This window comes from Burkholderia sp. 9775_39 (genome assembly GCF_015712225.1).
GTDB classification, from domain to species: domain Bacteria; phylum Pseudomonadota; class Gammaproteobacteria; order Burkholderiales; family Burkholderiaceae; genus Burkholderia; species Burkholderia cenocepacia.
This window is the reverse complement of sequence record NZ_JACCQC010000002.1, coordinates 49,455-63,855: the sequence shown is the minus strand read 5'-3', so window position 1 is coordinate 63,855 and position 14,401 is coordinate 49,455. Positions and strand designations below refer to the sequence as shown.

13 protein-coding genes are annotated in these 14,401 nt (G+C 68.9%); 4 read left to right on the top strand and 9 right to left on the bottom strand.

Annotated elements, in window-relative coordinates; all coding sequences use genetic code 11:
• Window positions 1–42: 42 nt before the first annotated feature.
• Together H0X90_RS03115 and H0X90_RS03110 are read right to left on the bottom strand one after the other, a co-directional pair.
• Window positions 43–771, bottom strand: a complete 729-nt coding sequence (locus tag H0X90_RS03115) for an aspartate/glutamate racemase family protein (RefSeq protein WP_006488622.1) — start codon at window positions 769–771, stop codon at window positions 43–45.
• A 23-nt stretch (window positions 772–794) separates the two neighbouring features.
• Complete coding sequence (locus tag H0X90_RS03110; RefSeq protein WP_021033461.1) at window positions 795–2,345, bottom strand: NCS1 family nucleobase:cation symporter-1; 1,551 nt, start codon at window positions 2,343–2,345, stop codon at window positions 795–797.
• Between the two features lie 230 nt (window positions 2,346–2,575).
• On the opposite strand from H0X90_RS03110, the gene H0X90_RS03105 reads away from it, so the two are divergent.
• Both H0X90_RS03105 and H0X90_RS03100 read left to right on the top strand, forming a co-directional pair.
• Window positions 2,576–2,839 (top strand): hypothetical protein, encoded by a 264-nt coding sequence (locus H0X90_RS03105; protein ID WP_049017396.1) that lies wholly within the window; start codon window positions 2,576–2,578, stop codon window positions 2,837–2,839.
• A 194-nt stretch (window positions 2,840–3,033) separates the two neighbouring features.
• Entirely contained in the window at window positions 3,034–3,585 is a 552-nt protein-coding gene (locus H0X90_RS03100; protein WP_006491052.1) for a DUF3005 domain-containing protein, read from the top strand.
• A 63-nt stretch (window positions 3,586–3,648) separates the two neighbouring features.
• Here H0X90_RS03100 and H0X90_RS03095 read toward each other — a convergent pair whose 3' ends face one another.
• On the bottom strand, window positions 3,649–4,410 hold the full coding sequence (locus H0X90_RS03095) for a DUF4397 domain-containing protein (protein WP_006491053.1): 762 nt from the start codon (window positions 4,408–4,410) through the stop codon (window positions 3,649–3,651).
• Between the two features lie 292 nt (window positions 4,411–4,702).
• Window positions 4,703–6,010 carry an MFS transporter gene (locus H0X90_RS03090; protein WP_006491056.1) on the bottom strand — a complete coding sequence of 436 codons (1,308 nt, stop codon included), beginning with the start codon at window positions 6,008–6,010 and terminating at the stop codon, window positions 4,703–4,705.
• A 538-nt stretch (window positions 6,011–6,548) separates the two neighbouring features.
• On the opposite strand from H0X90_RS03090, the gene H0X90_RS03085 reads away from it, so the two are divergent.
• Window positions 6,549–6,995, top strand: coding sequence for a MarR family winged helix-turn-helix transcriptional regulator (locus H0X90_RS03085; protein ID WP_006491051.1), 447 nt, complete (start codon window positions 6,549–6,551; stop codon window positions 6,993–6,995).
• Between the two features lie 25 nt (window positions 6,996–7,020).
• Here the strand turns inward: H0X90_RS03085 and H0X90_RS03080 are convergent, their stop codons facing one another.
• The 5 genes from H0X90_RS03080 to H0X90_RS03060 form a co-directional block, all read right to left on the bottom strand.
• Window positions 7,021–9,315 carry a molybdopterin cofactor-binding domain-containing protein gene (locus tag H0X90_RS03080; protein WP_077190734.1) on the bottom strand — a complete coding sequence of 765 codons (2,295 nt, stop codon included), beginning with the start codon at window positions 9,313–9,315 and terminating at the stop codon, window positions 7,021–7,023.
• Window positions 9,316–9,466: 151 nt separating this feature from the next.
• The gene (locus H0X90_RS03075) at window positions 9,467–10,120 is read right to left on the bottom strand and encodes an isochorismatase family protein (RefSeq protein WP_006483545.1); all 654 of its coding nucleotides are present in this window, start codon (window positions 10,118–10,120) and stop codon (window positions 9,467–9,469) included.
• Between the two features lie 19 nt (window positions 10,121–10,139).
• A complete protein-coding gene (locus H0X90_RS03070) occupies window positions 10,140–11,180 on the bottom strand; it encodes a 2,5-dihydroxypyridine 5,6-dioxygenase (protein WP_034202524.1) in 1,041 nt (346 codons plus the stop codon).
• 45 nt (window positions 11,181–11,225) lie between these two features.
• Complete coding sequence (locus H0X90_RS03065; protein WP_077190733.1) at window positions 11,226–12,056, bottom strand: alpha/beta fold hydrolase; 831 nt, start codon at window positions 12,054–12,056, stop codon at window positions 11,226–11,228.
• Window positions 12,057–12,083: 27 nt separating this feature from the next.
• Window positions 12,084–12,836, bottom strand: a complete 753-nt coding sequence (locus H0X90_RS03060) for an Asp/Glu racemase (protein WP_006483547.1) — start codon at window positions 12,834–12,836, stop codon at window positions 12,084–12,086.
• Between the two features lie 296 nt (window positions 12,837–13,132).
• Here H0X90_RS03060 and H0X90_RS03055 point away from each other — a divergent pair, with 296 nt between their 5' ends.
• Complete coding sequence (locus H0X90_RS03055; RefSeq protein WP_006495202.1) at window positions 13,133–14,290, top strand: FAD-dependent monooxygenase; 1,158 nt, start codon at window positions 13,133–13,135, stop codon at window positions 14,288–14,290.
• Window positions 14,291–14,401 lie beyond the last annotated feature (111 nt).

Genomic DNA, 14,401 nt, shown 5'->3' with positions numbered 1-14,401 from the left:
ATACGAGGCGGCCGCACGATGCGGCCACCGGCCGGCGGCCCGTCATTTTGCGAAGGTTCCCGGCCAGCCGACGATCCGCTTCGGGCGCGGCGGCGCATACGTGCGGACCTTCGACGTCTTCAGCTTCAGGCGCACCAGCGACTCGGCGAGCGCGACCGCGGCCGACACGCCATCGACCACCGGCACGCCCGTGCATTCCTCGATCTGCCGGTCGAGGCCGGCCATCCCGCCGCAGCCGAGGCAGATCACTTCCGCGTGATCGTCCTTCACCGCGCGTTGCGCCTGGCCGACGATCGATTCGATCGCGCGAGCCGGGTGCGCCTCGAGTTCGAGCACCGCGAGGCCGCTCGCGCGCACCGACGCGCAGCGCGCATCGAGCCCGGCGAGCTTCAGGCGATCCTCGATCAGCGGCACCGTGCGGTCGAGCGTCGTGACGACCGAGTAGCGATGGCCGAGCAGCATCGCGACGCTCGCGGCCGCTTCGGTGATGTCGACGACGGGCACCGTCAGCAGTTCCTGCAGCCCTTCGCGGCCGTGCTCGCCGTAGCCGGCCTGGATCACCGCGTCGTACGGCTCGTCGTAGCTCAACACGCGATCCATCACGGCGATCGCCGCGAGGTAGCTCTCGAAGTTGCCTTCGATCGACTCCGCGCCGAAGCGCGGCGTCAGCCCGACGATCTCCGTGCCGGGCGACGCGGCGGCCTGCGCCTGCGCGGCGATCGCATCGGTGATCGACTCGGTCGTGTTGACGTTGACTACCAGGATCCTCATTGCTGACTCCGTATGCGTGTGTATCAGTGTTGCGCGCAGGCGACCGCGATGTGCTCGCCCGAACGTTCTTCGTAGTGCCGTGTGCGATCGGCCAGCAGCCAGTACACGCTGCCCGCGATCGCGGCGCCGAGCAGCCACGAGAACGGCGTCATCGCGCTGAAGGCCGGTACGACGGCGAGCGTGATCGAGATCAGCGCGGACGGCACGAGCGCCGCGAGCGCCTTGCGGTTCACGCCGCGCGTGTAGAAGTAGGCGCCGGTCGGCGCTTCGGTGTAGAGATCGGGCACGTTCACGCGCTGCTTGCGCACCAGCCAGTAGTCGACCGTGATGATTCCGTACAGCGGGCCGAGCAGCGCACCGAGGCCGGACAGGAAATAGACGATCACGATCGGGCTGTTGTACAGGTTCCACGGCAGGATCAGCACGGCGATCGTCGCGCTGATCAGGCCCGCGCGGCGGAACGACAGGCGGTGCGGCGCGAGGCTCGTCAGCACGAAGGCCGGCGCGACGAAGTTCGCCATGATGTTCACGGCCACCGTCACGATCAGGAAGGCGAGGCAGCCGAGCACGAGGAACAGCTTGTTCGGCACCGTCGCGATGATTTCCGTCGGGCTGTGGATGATGTGGCCGTTCAGCTTGAACTGCGCGCCGGCGAGCACGAAGCTGATCGTCGCGAACACGAGGATGTTGACCGGCAGGCCCCAGAAGTTGCCGACGCGCACCGTCTTCGCGCTCGGCGACGAACGGGCGAAGTCGCAGAAGTTGAGCACCAGCGTGCCGTAGATCGCGAGCCACAGCGAGCCGCCCGCGAAGATTTCCGTCCACATTTTCAGGCCGGTCATCGGCTTGCCGATCGACATCGCGAGCTGGCCGCCGGTGCGGCTGAACATCCACGCGGCGAGCGACAGCGTCGTGACGAGGATCACCGGGCCGGCGAGCCCCTCGTACTTGCGGACCATTTCCATCCCGTACGTGAGGATGCCGATCTGCACCAGCCAGATCGCGACGAACGTGATCCAGCCGAGCGTCGACAGCCCGAAGATCGCATTCTGGTCGAACGCGGCGAGGCCCGGCCAGATCGCGGTGAGCAGCACGCGCAGCACGACGGATGCGAGATAGGTCTGGATGCCGAACCATGCGATCGCGATCACCGCGCGGATCATCGCGGGCAGCAGCGCGCCGTAGATGCCGAAGCTCATCCGGCTGATCACCGGGAACGGCACGCCGGTCTTCTGGCCCATGTAGCCGGTCAGGTTCATGAAGCAGTACACGAGCACCGCGCCGATCGCGAGCGACGCGAGCATCTGCCAGCCCGACAGGCCGAGCGCGAACAGCCCGATCGCGAACGAGTAGTTCGCGATGTTGTGCACGTCGTTGGTCCACAGCGCAAAGATGCTGTAGCGGCCCCATGTCCGGCCCTCGGCCCGGGTCGGCGCGAGATCGGGGTTGTGCAGCCGCGGGCTCAGCGCGGGATCGCGCGCGGCCGTGTCGGTTCGATGCGATGCGTCGTCCGCGCCGAGCCCGAGGCCCGTGCGGTGGATGGCTTCCAGTTGCACGCCGTTGTCTCCTTCCATGTGCGGGGCGCGACACCGGCTGCGTGGGTACGCAGCGCGGTCGGCCGCCGTGGACGTTATGTCTCGGATTTGTTCGCGAGTATGGGCGGCGGGCCGGACGATGGGAAATTAAATATTCGGCTGGGGGTCATTTGGAAAACGAATGGAACGCGGACGGCCGCGGCGGCGGGGAACGGCACGTAAATTGCGAGTCAGCGGGTTCCATCCACATCGACATCAGCGGAGGTGTCATGCAGCGATATTCACTTCGTCACGTATCGCGAGCCGTCTTCGCCGGCATCCTGATCGCGGGCCTCGCGGCAGGCGCAGGCTGCCAGAAGAAGGGCGACAACGGCGCGACCAGTTCCGACTCGGGCGCAGCCAGCGGCATGTCGGTCGCGCCGTCCACCGCGCCATCGGGCACGCCGAGCAGCGGGGCGGCCGGCACCCCCGGCGACGCCGGCGCGAGCATGCCGGGCGCAGCCTCCGCGCCGGCCGGCGCGAGCGGCGGCTGACGCGCGCCGGTAGTCGGGCGGGCGGCGCGGCGGCGCGTCGTCCGCCGCGCGGGTGCGGTGCCGGCGGGCACGCGCGCCGGTCGGCGTGCGTGCGCGGCCGTGCGCATGAAAGATTTGCAAGGACCGTTGTAGCGATTTCCGGCCCGGCGGCGACGGCGTGACGCCGGCGTCCGCCGGCCGGGCAAGGAGGTGCGATGCAGAACGCGGAATCGAACCCTACCCCGGAAAAGCAGCGGGAACAGATCGAGAAAAGCCCGGTGAAGACACCGGCGGCCGGCGACATGCCCGACGCGGCGACCCAGGCCGCGCAGGTGGCGCGGCGTCCGCTGACGCCGGAAGCGGTCGCCGGGAAGATGCCGACCGGCCTGCCGGCGATCGACGTCGACGCGCATGCGGTCGACAGCGGCGATCCGGTGCGCCGGGCCGCCGGCCGGATCGTCACGCTCGACAACGCGAACATGGCGATGACCGACAACACGGTCGACGTCGACGGCAAGGGCATGGAGGCGCGCACCGGCGCGTCGGAGCTGCAGGACAACGTGATCTATTCGAACGCGTCGCTCGACGAGGCGGTCGACACGCCCGACGAAGGGCTCGGCGGGATCGAGAGCCGGCCGTCCGGCAACATGCCGCAGATCGCGACGCGGCCGGGCTGGCGTGTGCGCCATGTCGGCGACGTCGATATCGAGCACGGCGACGGCACACGCGCCGAGCACGTGATCTGCCTCGAACGGTCGGACGACTGATACCGCTGACCGGCACGCGGCGGCCGATGCGAGCGCACCGGCCGCCGCGATCGTTTTCGGCCCTTACTGCGGCCCGAGTTCCTGCGCGGACGTATCGGCGTCGTTGCCCTGGGCGACGAGCACGTGAATGTCGTTCGGCGTCACGTCGCCGACCCCGCCCGACGGAATCGTCAGCAGCAGCCAGTCGGCGTTGTTGCCGATGTTGACCGGCGCGGTCTTGAGGATCGGCGACTTGCTGCCGGCCGTCGTGACGACCACCTGGTAGGTGCCGCCGTTCAGGTAGACCGAATCCTGCGTCGTCGCCGGGACGGCGTTCTGGTAGGCCGCGCCCGCCATCGTCGGGCTGACCGTGGTGATGTCGGTGCCTGGCGCGACGACGTACACGTCGACGTTCTGCGCGTTCGGCGATGCGTTGAAGCTGCGCACGCGCGCCTTGTCCGACAGCAGGCCCTTGTCGTACGGGTCGTCGATGACGGAGATCAGCGACGTCGTGCTCGGCAGCGCGATCGTCGTGTAATGGTGACCGTTCGCCGCGCTGAACGATTGAGACGCGACGGTCGAGGTCGTGCCCGACACGTCGTAGCTCGCGGTCTGCGTGCCCGAATCGATGTCGTGATAGCGCGTCACGCCCTTGTAGGCGACACCCGACTGATCGACCTTCGCATTCAGGTAGTAGTCGAGGTTCGGGCCGGCCGGCACCGCGTTGATGAAGCGCGCCTGCGGCTTCGAGATGCCGAGTACGGTCCCGGCGTCGTCGCCGCCGCCGCATGCCGTGAGCATGGAAATGACCGAGCACAGGGCCACTATCGTTCGTATTGATTTCATGTCGTCCTCTCGTTCAGGAAACCTGCATTGCGATGCGGGACCGCCGCGCAGAGAACCGCGCGGAGCGCAGCGCCGGTTGGAAGGAAGATGCTGTCCGCCGGATGGCGGGCGCGGGGATGACGCAATCGACGTGCCTGTGCGGCGCAAAAACCGGCGAACGACGGCGGCGTGGGGCAGGCAGCGCGCACGCGCCGGGATGGCGGCGTGCGCGGGAGGACGTGGGGAGCGTGGGAGCAGACCGCGCGAGCGGCGCGGTTGTAAAAAGGGAGCGTCGCGCGCGCGGCGCGAGGCGTCAGCGGTTCACGAGCCGGGCCGGGTAGGCGAGCGCGAGTGCGCAGCCGACCAGCATGCATGCGGCAAAACCATACAAGCCCGCGCTTTGCGAATGGAACGTATCGCGCAGCCAGCCGATGAAATAGGTGCTGCCGAAGCCGCCGAGGTTCGCGATCGAGCATGCGAACGCGATGCCGCCGGCGGCGGCCGAGCCCTTCAGGAACGTTGACGGCAACGCCCACACGACCGGCATCGCGGCAGCCGCGCCGGCGTTGATCAGCGAGAACAGCAGCACCGTGCCGAGCGTGCCGTGCGACGACGAAGCCGCGATCGCCAGCGCGACGGCCGACACCATGAACGGTACGACGATATGCCAGCGGCGCTCGCGCGCGCGGTCGGAGCTCGCGCCGCAGTACAGCGTGGCGAGCACGGCGGCGGCGTTCGGGATCACCATCAGCCAGCCGATGTGATACGCGTCCTTCACGCCGGTGTCGCGCAGGATCGTCGGCAGCCAGAAACTCACCGCATACAGGCCGAGCAGCACGCACAGGTCGATCAGGCCGAGCGCCCACACCTTCGGATCGGAGAACGCCTTGCCGAGCGCGTGGCTCTTGTTGCCGGACGGATCGGCGTCGAGATTCGCACGCAGCACCCGCTTCTCGTCGGCGTTCAGCCATTGCGCGGATTCGATGCCGTTGGGCAGCCAGCGCAGCACCGCGAAGCCGAGCAGCACCGACGGCAGCGCTTCGAGCAGGAACAGCCACTGCCAGCCGCCGAGCCCGTGCGCGCCGTCGAACGCCCGCATGATCCAGCCGGAGATCGGACTGCCGATCATGCTCGACAGCGGCAGGCCGACCATGAACAGCGCGACGATCCGCGCGCGGCGCGCATCGGGATACCACTGCGTCAGGTACAGCAGCACGCCCGGCAGGAAGCCGGCTTCGGCGGCGCCGAGCAGGAAGCGCACGATATAGAACTGCATCGGCGTGTGCACGAACATCGTCGCACCCGACAGCAGACCCCACGTGATCATGATCCGCGCGATCCACAGCTTCGCGCCGACGCGTTGTAGCACCAGATTGCTCGGGACTTCGAACAGGATGTAGCCGGCGAAGAACAGGCCGGCGCCGAGGCCGTACACGGTGTCGCTGAACTTCAGCGCGTCGAGCATCTGGAGTTTCGCGAGCCCGATGTTGATGCGGTCGAGATAGGCCGCGAAGTAACACAGGCAGAAGAGGGTGATGAGGCGCAGCGTGACCTTGCGATAGAGAGTGCCGTGCAGCGCGTCGTCGGGGGAAACGGCGGCGCTCGGGTGTGCGGTAGACATGGGACTGCCCCTGTTCGAGTGTGACGGATGAATGGGTGGCTCGATCGACGCGAGCGGACGTTCCGCTGCGCACTGGAGTCTGTATATCACGTCAAATACGTAGCGTACACACTAGAAAATACCGAAGCGCACAGGCATGGATATGGCCGCCGGAAAGCAAGCGTTTGCATGAGAAAAGGCCGTGTTTGCAAAGGGGTTTTGGCCGATATGGAGCGTGCGCTGAAAAGGTCGGTTCATCGCGGGAGGCATGCACGAAATTCGTGCGTATGCACTCAAAATTGAAGTGTGTGCACGAAGATCTTCCGCAGCACGCGAGCGCATGTCCGGCAGGCGCTGCGACGGTGCGCGACCCGGCCGGCGCACCGATGCGATGGTCGGACGCATCGCCGCGATCGGGCGGTCGTCACGCGCGACTTGCACGCGATGCCGCGAATCATGATGCACCGCAATGACGCGCCCGGCCGGTCGCCGGTCGCACCGATTTGAGGGTGTACACTGCTTGTCTTTCATTTGCATGCAGGCGTGGGCCGGCACTCTCATGGCGTCTTCCAAGGATTCGTACGATTTTCACGACCAGGTCGGGCATCTGCTGCGCCGCGCGTATCAGCGGCACGTTTCGATTTTCCAGGAAGCGATTCCCGATTCGGATCTCACGGCCGCGCAGTTCGTGACGCTGTGCGCGGTCAAGGAGCGGCAGGCGTGTTCGCTGAACGACATCGTCAAGGCGACCGCGATCGACCAGGCGACGATTCGCGGCGTCGTCGAGCGGCTCAAGACACGCGCGCTGATCGAGGTGTTGCCCGACCCGAACGACGGCCGCAAGCTGATCGTGCGCGCAACCGCGGCCGGCCTCGCGCTGATCGACCGCACGGTGCCGTTCGCGCGGCAGGTGACGGAACGCACGTATGGCGCGCTCAATCCCGGCGAGCGGGTCGCGCTGCAGTTCCTGCTGCGCAAGATGATGGAAGAAGACGGCGACGCGTGACGGGTGACGCGCGGCGCGGGCCGCCCTACGCCGCGCCCGCGGTGACCGATGCGCGGGCCGCCTCCGCGCTCATCAGCCGGCCGGCGTCGCGCAGCGCGGCCCGCACCGTTTCCGGCGTGAACGGCGGGGCGTAGAACCGTACGCCGGTGGCATCGAACAGCGCATTCGCGACCGCCGCCGGCCCCGGCACCGATGCCGATTCGCCCGCACCGAGCGGCGGTTCGCCTTGCCTCGGCATCAGCACGACGTCGACGTCCGGCACTTCCGCGAACGTCAGGATCGGGTAGCTCGCCCATTCGCGCGACGCGACCTTGCCGTCCGCGAACCGCACGCGTTCCTTCAGCGTGCGACTCAATACCTGGATCACGTTGCCGTGGATCTGGTGGCGCACGCCATCGGGGTTGATCATCGTGCCCGTGTCCTGACCGACCGTCACGCGCTCGATACGAATCTCGCCCGACACGCGATCGACGCTCAGGTCGACGATCCACGCCGACCATGCCGCGCCGAAACCGGGGAAGCGGCTGTGCACGTAGCGCGCATACGCGATCCCGCGGCCATGCACGAGCCGCGATGCGTCGCGTTCTTCGCGTTCGTTCGCCGGGCGCGGCGCGCGCGGCGTCCAGCCCGCGCGGTCGGCCACTGCCTGCAGCAGTTCGGTTGCGCGCAGATCCTGCAGATGGCGCAGCCGGAACGCGAGCGGATCGACGCCGGTCAGCGCCGCGCATTCGTCGACGAATGCATCGTGCGCGAACGAATTCGGCAAGGCCGACACGCCGCGCAGCCACGATGCGCGCACGAGCGGCGCGAGATCCTCGCAGACGAAGCGCCGATGCGGGCTCGCATACGGCGACACGGCCGTGCGGTCGCCCATCTCGAACACGCGCGGCTCGGGCGCGATCGCGCCGGTCAGCAGCGCCGCGAGCAGCGGCGCGTCGTTCGACGGGTAGCGTGTCGTGAAGTCATAGCCGAGCAGGCGGCCGTCGCGCGTGACGGTGCCCGTCACCCGCATCGACTGGCCCGCGCCTTTCGGTTCCCACAGATGTTCGTCCGCGCGCGACAGTTGCACGCGCACCGGCCGGCCGACCGCGCGCGACAGCAGCAGCGCGTCGCCGCACACGTCGTCCGCGCCGTTGCGGCCGTAGCAGCCGGCCGCTTCCATCCGCACGATGTCGACATCGGCTTCGTCGCGCGCGACGAGCGTCGCGAGGTCGTAGCGCAGCGACACGGGATTCTGCGTGCCGGACCACACGGTGATGCGCCCGTCGCCGGGCGCGCGGTAGTCGGCGAGCGCACAGGACGGGCCGATCGAGCCGTGCATCTGGAACGGCCACGCGTAAGTACGCGACAGCGTGAGCGTGTCCGGTTCCGATCGCGCGGCGTCGACGTCGCCTTCGTCGAGCAGCACGCGCCGTCTGGCCGGCGCGGCGGCGATCGCGGCGGCCGGTTCGTCGAGCGGCGGCAGCGCGGGCAGCGGCCGCCACGTCACACGCAACTGGCGCGCGGCGCGGATCGCCTGCTCCTCGCGCTCGGCGACCACGCCGACGAAATCGCCGAGCACGACGACGGCCACCAGCCCCGGCACGTCGGCCACCGACGCGCGATCGACGTCCAGCAGCGACGTGCCGACGAACGGGCCGCTGTCGTGGCCCGCGTACGGCGGCCGTACGACGCGGCCGTGCAGCATGCCCGGCACGCGCATGTCGTGCACGAACGTGAGCTGGCCGGTCGCCTTCGCGGGCAGGTCGACGCGCGGCGACGCGCGGCCGACGATCCGGTATCGAGCAGGGTCCTTCGTGCGGGTGTTCAGGTCGAGCGTCAGCGCGATCCGCCGCGCGGCGACGAGCGCGGCGAACGTGATCGTGTGTCCCTCGGCGGAAATCGTGCCGTCGTCGATGTCCAGCCGCGCCGTGTCGACGCCGAACCGCTCGGCGGCGAGCGCGAGCAGCGCGTGACGGGCCTGCGCGGCCGCGCAGCGCAGCGGCGTCGCGGCAATCTGGATCGTCGCGCTCGCGATGGTCGGGCCCTGGTTCGGCGTCGCGGCCGTGTCGCCGAGCACCATCGTCACGCGCGCGGCCGGCACGTCGAGTTCCTCGGCGACGATCTGCGCGAGCGACGTGCGGATGCCGGTGCCGAGATCGACGTGTCCGTTGAATGCGAGGATGCGGCCGTCGTCGAGAATCGCGACGAAGACTTCGGGCAGCGCCGGCACGTAGGACGACAGGCTGCCCGGCTGGCCGGGCGCCGGCTTCACGGGCGGCGCGGGCGGCCGGATCACGGTCAGGCAGCCGGTGCGCGCGAGCAGTTCGGAGCGGTTCACGGGGAGAGGTCCTGTCGAGGGCGGCGCGGCCGGCGGGTGATGGCGTCGGGCAGCGTGCGGGGCGGCGGCGCGCGTGAAGTCAATCTAGGTCGCCAAAAGCGCAGCGTCAATCGCGGGCGGCACACCGGCGCCGCCCGCGATGCGTCGCGACTCAGCGTGCGCGGGCCTGCACGGCGTCGATCGCCGCGATCGCATCGTCGAGCGGCATCACGGCCGCATATTTCTGCTGCATGTCGAACAGGTTCGCGTCGTGCGGCGCGATCGCGCGATCGCCGACGCAATCGGCGAGCACGAGCGGGCGGAACCCGTGCGACATCGCGTCGACGACGCTCGCGCGCACGCAGCCGCTCGTCACGGCGCCCGCAACGAGCAGCGTCTGCACCGCGCGCTGCGCGAGCCACGGCGCGAGCTGCGTGCCGAAGAACGCGGACGGCACGGTCTTGCGCACGACGAGTTCGCCCGGCGCGGGCGTGAGTTCGGGCACGATCGCGCTGTTCGGATGATGCTCGGTCAGCGTCGCCATGCCGGGCACCTTCAGCGAGAACACGTTGTCGTCGCTGCCGTCGTCCGCATACACGATGCGGCTGTGTGCGACCGGCCAGCCGCGTTCGCGCGCGAGCGCCAGTGCATGCGTGGTGCGCGCGATCGCCGGCGCGATGTTGCCGCCGCCGAAGGTCGCGGGATCGGCGAAGCCGACCACGAAGTCGACGATCAGCAGGCCGAGGTTGCCGTGCGGCGGCAGCGGCGTGCCGAAACCCTGCTGGCGATACACGTTCGCTTCGGCGTGACGGGAAAGATCGTTCATGGTGTCGGGCTCGTCGGTATCAGGCGGGTTGGTCGGTCACGCGGCCTTCGCGCACGACGGTCTCGCCGTCGAGTTCGACCGTGCAGCGGCGCAGCGGGATGTCGATATGGCAGGTGGTCGTGCGGCTGCCGCCGCCTTCGTTGTTCGGGCCGAGCGAGAACAGGAAGTTGCCCTCGAACGCGCGCGCGTCCATCCCGATCGTCGCCTCGCGGTCGTACAGCCCGAGCGTCGACCAGCGCGCGCGCGGCTGCAGCCCCCAGCCGATATGCGAGATCGCATAGCCTTCGGGGTCGGCGAACGTGTCCATGTAGTCGCGCAGCAGGTCGGCGTCGACGCCGCCTTCGATGCGCGTCGCGTAACCGCCTTCGACGGTCAGCGCGATCGGCTCGCGCACGTAGTGCTTCTGCGGCAGCAGGATGTCGCCGCGGTCGATCACGATCGTGCCGCGCGCGGTGCGATCGTTCGGATAGGTCAGCGCGAAGCCGCTCGGCCAGTGATCCCAGCGGCCCGGCGCGTCGACGAAGCCGTATTCGGCGGTCGGCGGGAACTCGCCGAGCGGGCACACGAGCGCGGTGCCGGCCGCCGAGCTCACGCGCATCTCGCGCGCGGCGGCGATTTTCTTCGATGCGGCGAGCACGCGCGTGCGGTCGGCCAGGGTCGGCACCATCCGCACCAGCACTTCGGGCGGCTCGACCGCGAGCAGGATCTTCGTGCCCGATTTCAGGATGTCGTGCTGCTCCGGCGAGAACAGCAGCGTCATCAGGTCGAGCACGAGGTCGCTCTCGCGCAGCGCGGCGATCGCGGCGCGGTTGCCGGTCAGCGGCGTCGTGCCGAGGTAGGCGAGCGGGTCGCGGCTGAATGCCTTGTCGCCGTTGACGGGCGGCAGGTCGAGCCGGTTGATGATCGCGCCGAGCGACTGCGTCGCGATCAGCGCGCACGACAGCGTCTGCGGATGGGTGGCCGCGCTCGTCAGGATCGTGACGGTCTGGCCCGGTTCGAGGCGCGACAGCGTGAGGACCTGCTTCCACGCGTCGATCAGTTGGGTATCGCTGACTGGCATCGTCGGCTCCGGTAAAGGCGTGAAGGAAAGCGGCGGACGCCGCGCTCAGGGCGCGAGCGGCGCGCCGAGGAAGTCGCCGAACGCCGCGTAGAAGCCCGCCGCGTTGTCCCACGGGATCATGTGGCCGGCGTCGGGCACGCGCACGTGCCGCATCGTCGGCGTCGCGCGCTGCAGCTCGGCGACGTCGTCGTCACGCACCACGTCGCCGCGCTCGGCGGTGATCAGCAGCGACGGCACGGCCAGTTGCGCGGCATCCGTGTGGAAGTCGTCGGTGTGGAAGCCTTCGTACGACGTGCGCACCGCGCGTTCGTCGCAGGTGTGCAGCCATTCGGCGCGCAACTCTAGCTCGGCATCGGTCCAGGTCGGGCAGAACGCGCGCATGCCTTCGGCGTCCGTGCCGGCACGCGCGAGCGCCATCGAGTCGATGTACCACGGCAGCTTGCCCGGGTAGTTGCGGCGGTTCGGGCCCGAGACGGGCGGATCGACCAGCACGACGGAGGCGAGCCCGCGGATGCCGCGCCGCGCCGCGCGCGCGGCGATCCGCGCGCCCATCGAATGGCCGACGAGGCTCGTGCGCGGCAGATCGAGCGCGGCGACGAGCGCCGCGACGTCGTCCGCCTGCGCATCGAGGCTGTAGTCGAGCGACGGCGACGCGTCCGACAGCCCGCGGCCGCGCACGTCGAGCACGTAGGTGTCGAACGCCGCGCCGAACACTTCGCCGACGAAGCCCCACGTGATCGCGGGGCTCGTGATGCCGGGAATCAGCACGATCGCCGGGCGCGACGCGCGCGCGCCAGTCGCGCCGCCGTAGCGCAGATAGTGCTGGCGGATGCCGTTGGCGCGGACGTTCGCGCCGTACAGGAAAGTCGAGGACATGAAGATGCTCCGAAGTAGCGGCGGCGCTCAGTACGCGCCGGACAGCAGCGCGCCGGCGCCGGGCACGACCGGTTCGAGATCGAGTTCGCGCAGCATCGCGTAGGTGGTCGCGATCGCGGCGGTGATCACCGGCTTGCCCGTCATCGCCTCGACCTTCGCGACGGCGGGCAGCGACGGCATCTGCACGCACGCGGACAGCACGATCGCGTCGGCGTCCTGGTACGGCAGCGTCTTCACGATGTCGGGCAGGCGCGCCGGATCGTGGCGGCCGACGTCGAGGTTGTCGGGGATTTCCAGCGCGCGGTACGCGAGCACGTCGAAGCCTTCGTTGCGGATGTAGTCGACCACCAGCTCGGTGAGCGGCAGCATGTACGGCGCGACGACGACGATGCGCTTCGCGCCGATCACCTTCAGCGCGTCGACCAGCGCGCCCGCGCTCGTCAGCACCGGCGCCTGCGCGCCGTTGTCGGCCGTGTGCTTCGTGAGGCGCGCCTGCGACACGCGGTGGTAGCCGTGCCCCATCGCCATGATCGCGACGAGGCACGCGTAGCCGAGCACGTCGACGCGCGCATCGCTCAGTTCCACCGCGCAGCGGTCGGATTCGGCGTCCATCGCCGCGAGTTCTTCCTTGACGACCTTCTTCATCCGCATCCGGCTCGAGTGATACGTAAAGCGCTCGGGGCGGATCGCTTCGCGCAGCCGCAGCATCGCGGGAATTTCCGTTTCCATCGTCGTGTTGGAACTCGGCACGATCTGGCCGATGCGGTAGGTCTTGCTCATGACGGGAGGCTCCGTGTCGGTAAGGAGGGCACGCTGGCGCGGGATCGCCGGATGTTGGGCAAAGTCTAGTGTGTACATTTGAAAATGGCAATGGATCAAAATGACGTTCGGCACGGCTGTATTGTTGTTGCGCGCGGGATTTTGTCGATTTATTAGTGTTTTCCCGAATGTAACGATGTCGATCAACAATCCGCTTGTCCTGAATAAATTGAGTGTGTACGCTACATAAACGCCATTCAATCCGCCCGTCCTCGCACCGTGTTCGGCAACGGGCCACCCACGATCAGGAGATCCGCATGAGCAAACCCCGTATCGCAATCATCGGCGCCGGTCTCGGCGGCACGGCCGCGGCTGCGCTGCTGCAGCGCGGCGGCTACGACGTCGCGCTGTACGAGCAGGCGCCCGCGTTCTCGCGCCTCGGCGCGGGGATCCATCTCGGCCCGAACGTGATGAAGATCATGCGGCGCATCGGCTGCGAGGACGCGCTGGAGACGATGGGTTCGCATCCGGATTTCTGGTACAGCCGCGACTGGCGCACGGCCGACGTGCTGTCGCAGATTCCGCTCGGCGACTACGCGCGCAAGACTTACGGCGCGCGCTACCTGACCGTGCATCGCGGCGATTTCCATGCGCTGATGACGCAGGCGGTGACGCCCGGCACGATCCGCTTCGGCAAGAAGCTCGCGGCGGTGGAGGACACCGGCAGCGACGTGCGCCTGACGTTCGCCGACGGCAGCGTCGAGACGGCCGACATCGCGATCGGCGCGGACGGCGTGAATTCGCGGATCCGCGAGCACCTGCTCGGTGCGGAGCCGCCGCGCTACACCGGTTACGTCGCGCACCGCGCGGTGTTCCCGGCCGCGCTGCTCGGCAACAAGCCGTACGACATGTGCGTGAAGTGGTGGTCGGAGGATCGCCACATGATGGTCTACTACGTGACCGAGAAGCGCGACGAGTACTACTACGTGACCGGCGTGCCGCAGGCCGAGTGGCCGGAGGGCGTGTCGATGGTCGACAGCAGCCGCGACGAGATGCGCGAGGCGTTCGCCGGTTTCCACGCCGACATCCAGCATTTGATCGACGTCTCGCCGTCGATCACCAAATGGCCGCTGCTGGAACGCGATCCGCTGCCGTTGTGGAGTCGCGGCCGTCTCGTGCTGCTCGGCGACGCGTGCCATCCGATGAAGCCGCACATGGCGCAGGGCGCGGCGATGGCGATCGAGGATGCGGCGATGCTCGCGCGCTGTCTCGACGAGGTCGGCATCGGCGACCATGCGGGTGCGTTCGCGCTGTACGAGGCGAACCGCGCGGCGCGCGCGTCGAAGGTGCAGCTCGTGTCGCACAACAACACGTGGCTGCGCACCAACGAGGATCCGTCGTGGGTGTTCGGATACGACGTATTCGACGTGCCGCTCGAAGCGCCGTCGCGCAGCAACGTGGCGGCCGCGGCCTGACGCGCGGCGCCCGCGCCGGCCGGCGCCGTGCAGCCGCCTCGCCGGTGCGGGGCCGATGCGCCGCAACGCACGCATTTCGGCGTGTTATATGTCAGGCGCGCGCCGACAAGC

Coding starts and splice junctions, on each gene's coding strand:
- H0X90_RS03075 (WP_006483545.1), bottom strand. CDS start 10,120: ATGAACGATCTTTCCCGTCACGCCGAAGCGAACGTGTATCGCCAGCAG.
- H0X90_RS03085 (WP_006491051.1), top strand. CDS start 6,549: ATGGCGTCTTCCAAGGATTCGTACGATTTTCACGACCAGGTCGGGCAT.
- H0X90_RS03065 (WP_077190733.1), bottom strand. CDS start 12,056: ATGTCCTCGACTTTCCTGTACGGCGCGAACGTCCGCGCCAACGGCATC.
- H0X90_RS03115 (WP_006488622.1), bottom strand. CDS start 771: ATGAGGATCCTGGTAGTCAACGTCAACACGACCGAGTCGATCACCGAT.
- H0X90_RS03100 (WP_006491052.1), top strand. CDS start 3,034: ATGCAGAACGCGGAATCGAACCCTACCCCGGAAAAGCAGCGGGAACAG.
- H0X90_RS03105 (WP_049017396.1), top strand. CDS start 2,576: ATGCAGCGATATTCACTTCGTCACGTATCGCGAGCCGTCTTCGCCGGC.
- H0X90_RS03070 (WP_034202524.1), bottom strand. CDS start 11,180: ATGCCAGTCAGCGATACCCAACTGATCGACGCGTGGAAGCAGGTCCTC.
- H0X90_RS03095 (WP_006491053.1), bottom strand. CDS start 4,410: ATGAAATCAATACGAACGATAGTGGCCCTGTGCTCGGTCATTTCCATG.
- H0X90_RS03090 (WP_006491056.1), bottom strand. CDS start 6,010: ATGTCTACCGCACACCCGAGCGCCGCCGTTTCCCCCGACGACGCGCTG.
- H0X90_RS03110 (WP_021033461.1), bottom strand. CDS start 2,345: ATGGAAGGAGACAACGGCGTGCAACTGGAAGCCATCCACCGCACGGGC.
- H0X90_RS03060 (WP_006483547.1), bottom strand. CDS start 12,836: ATGAGCAAGACCTACCGCATCGGCCAGATCGTGCCGAGTTCCAACACG.
- H0X90_RS03055 (WP_006495202.1), top strand. CDS start 13,133: ATGAGCAAACCCCGTATCGCAATCATCGGCGCCGGTCTCGGCGGCACG.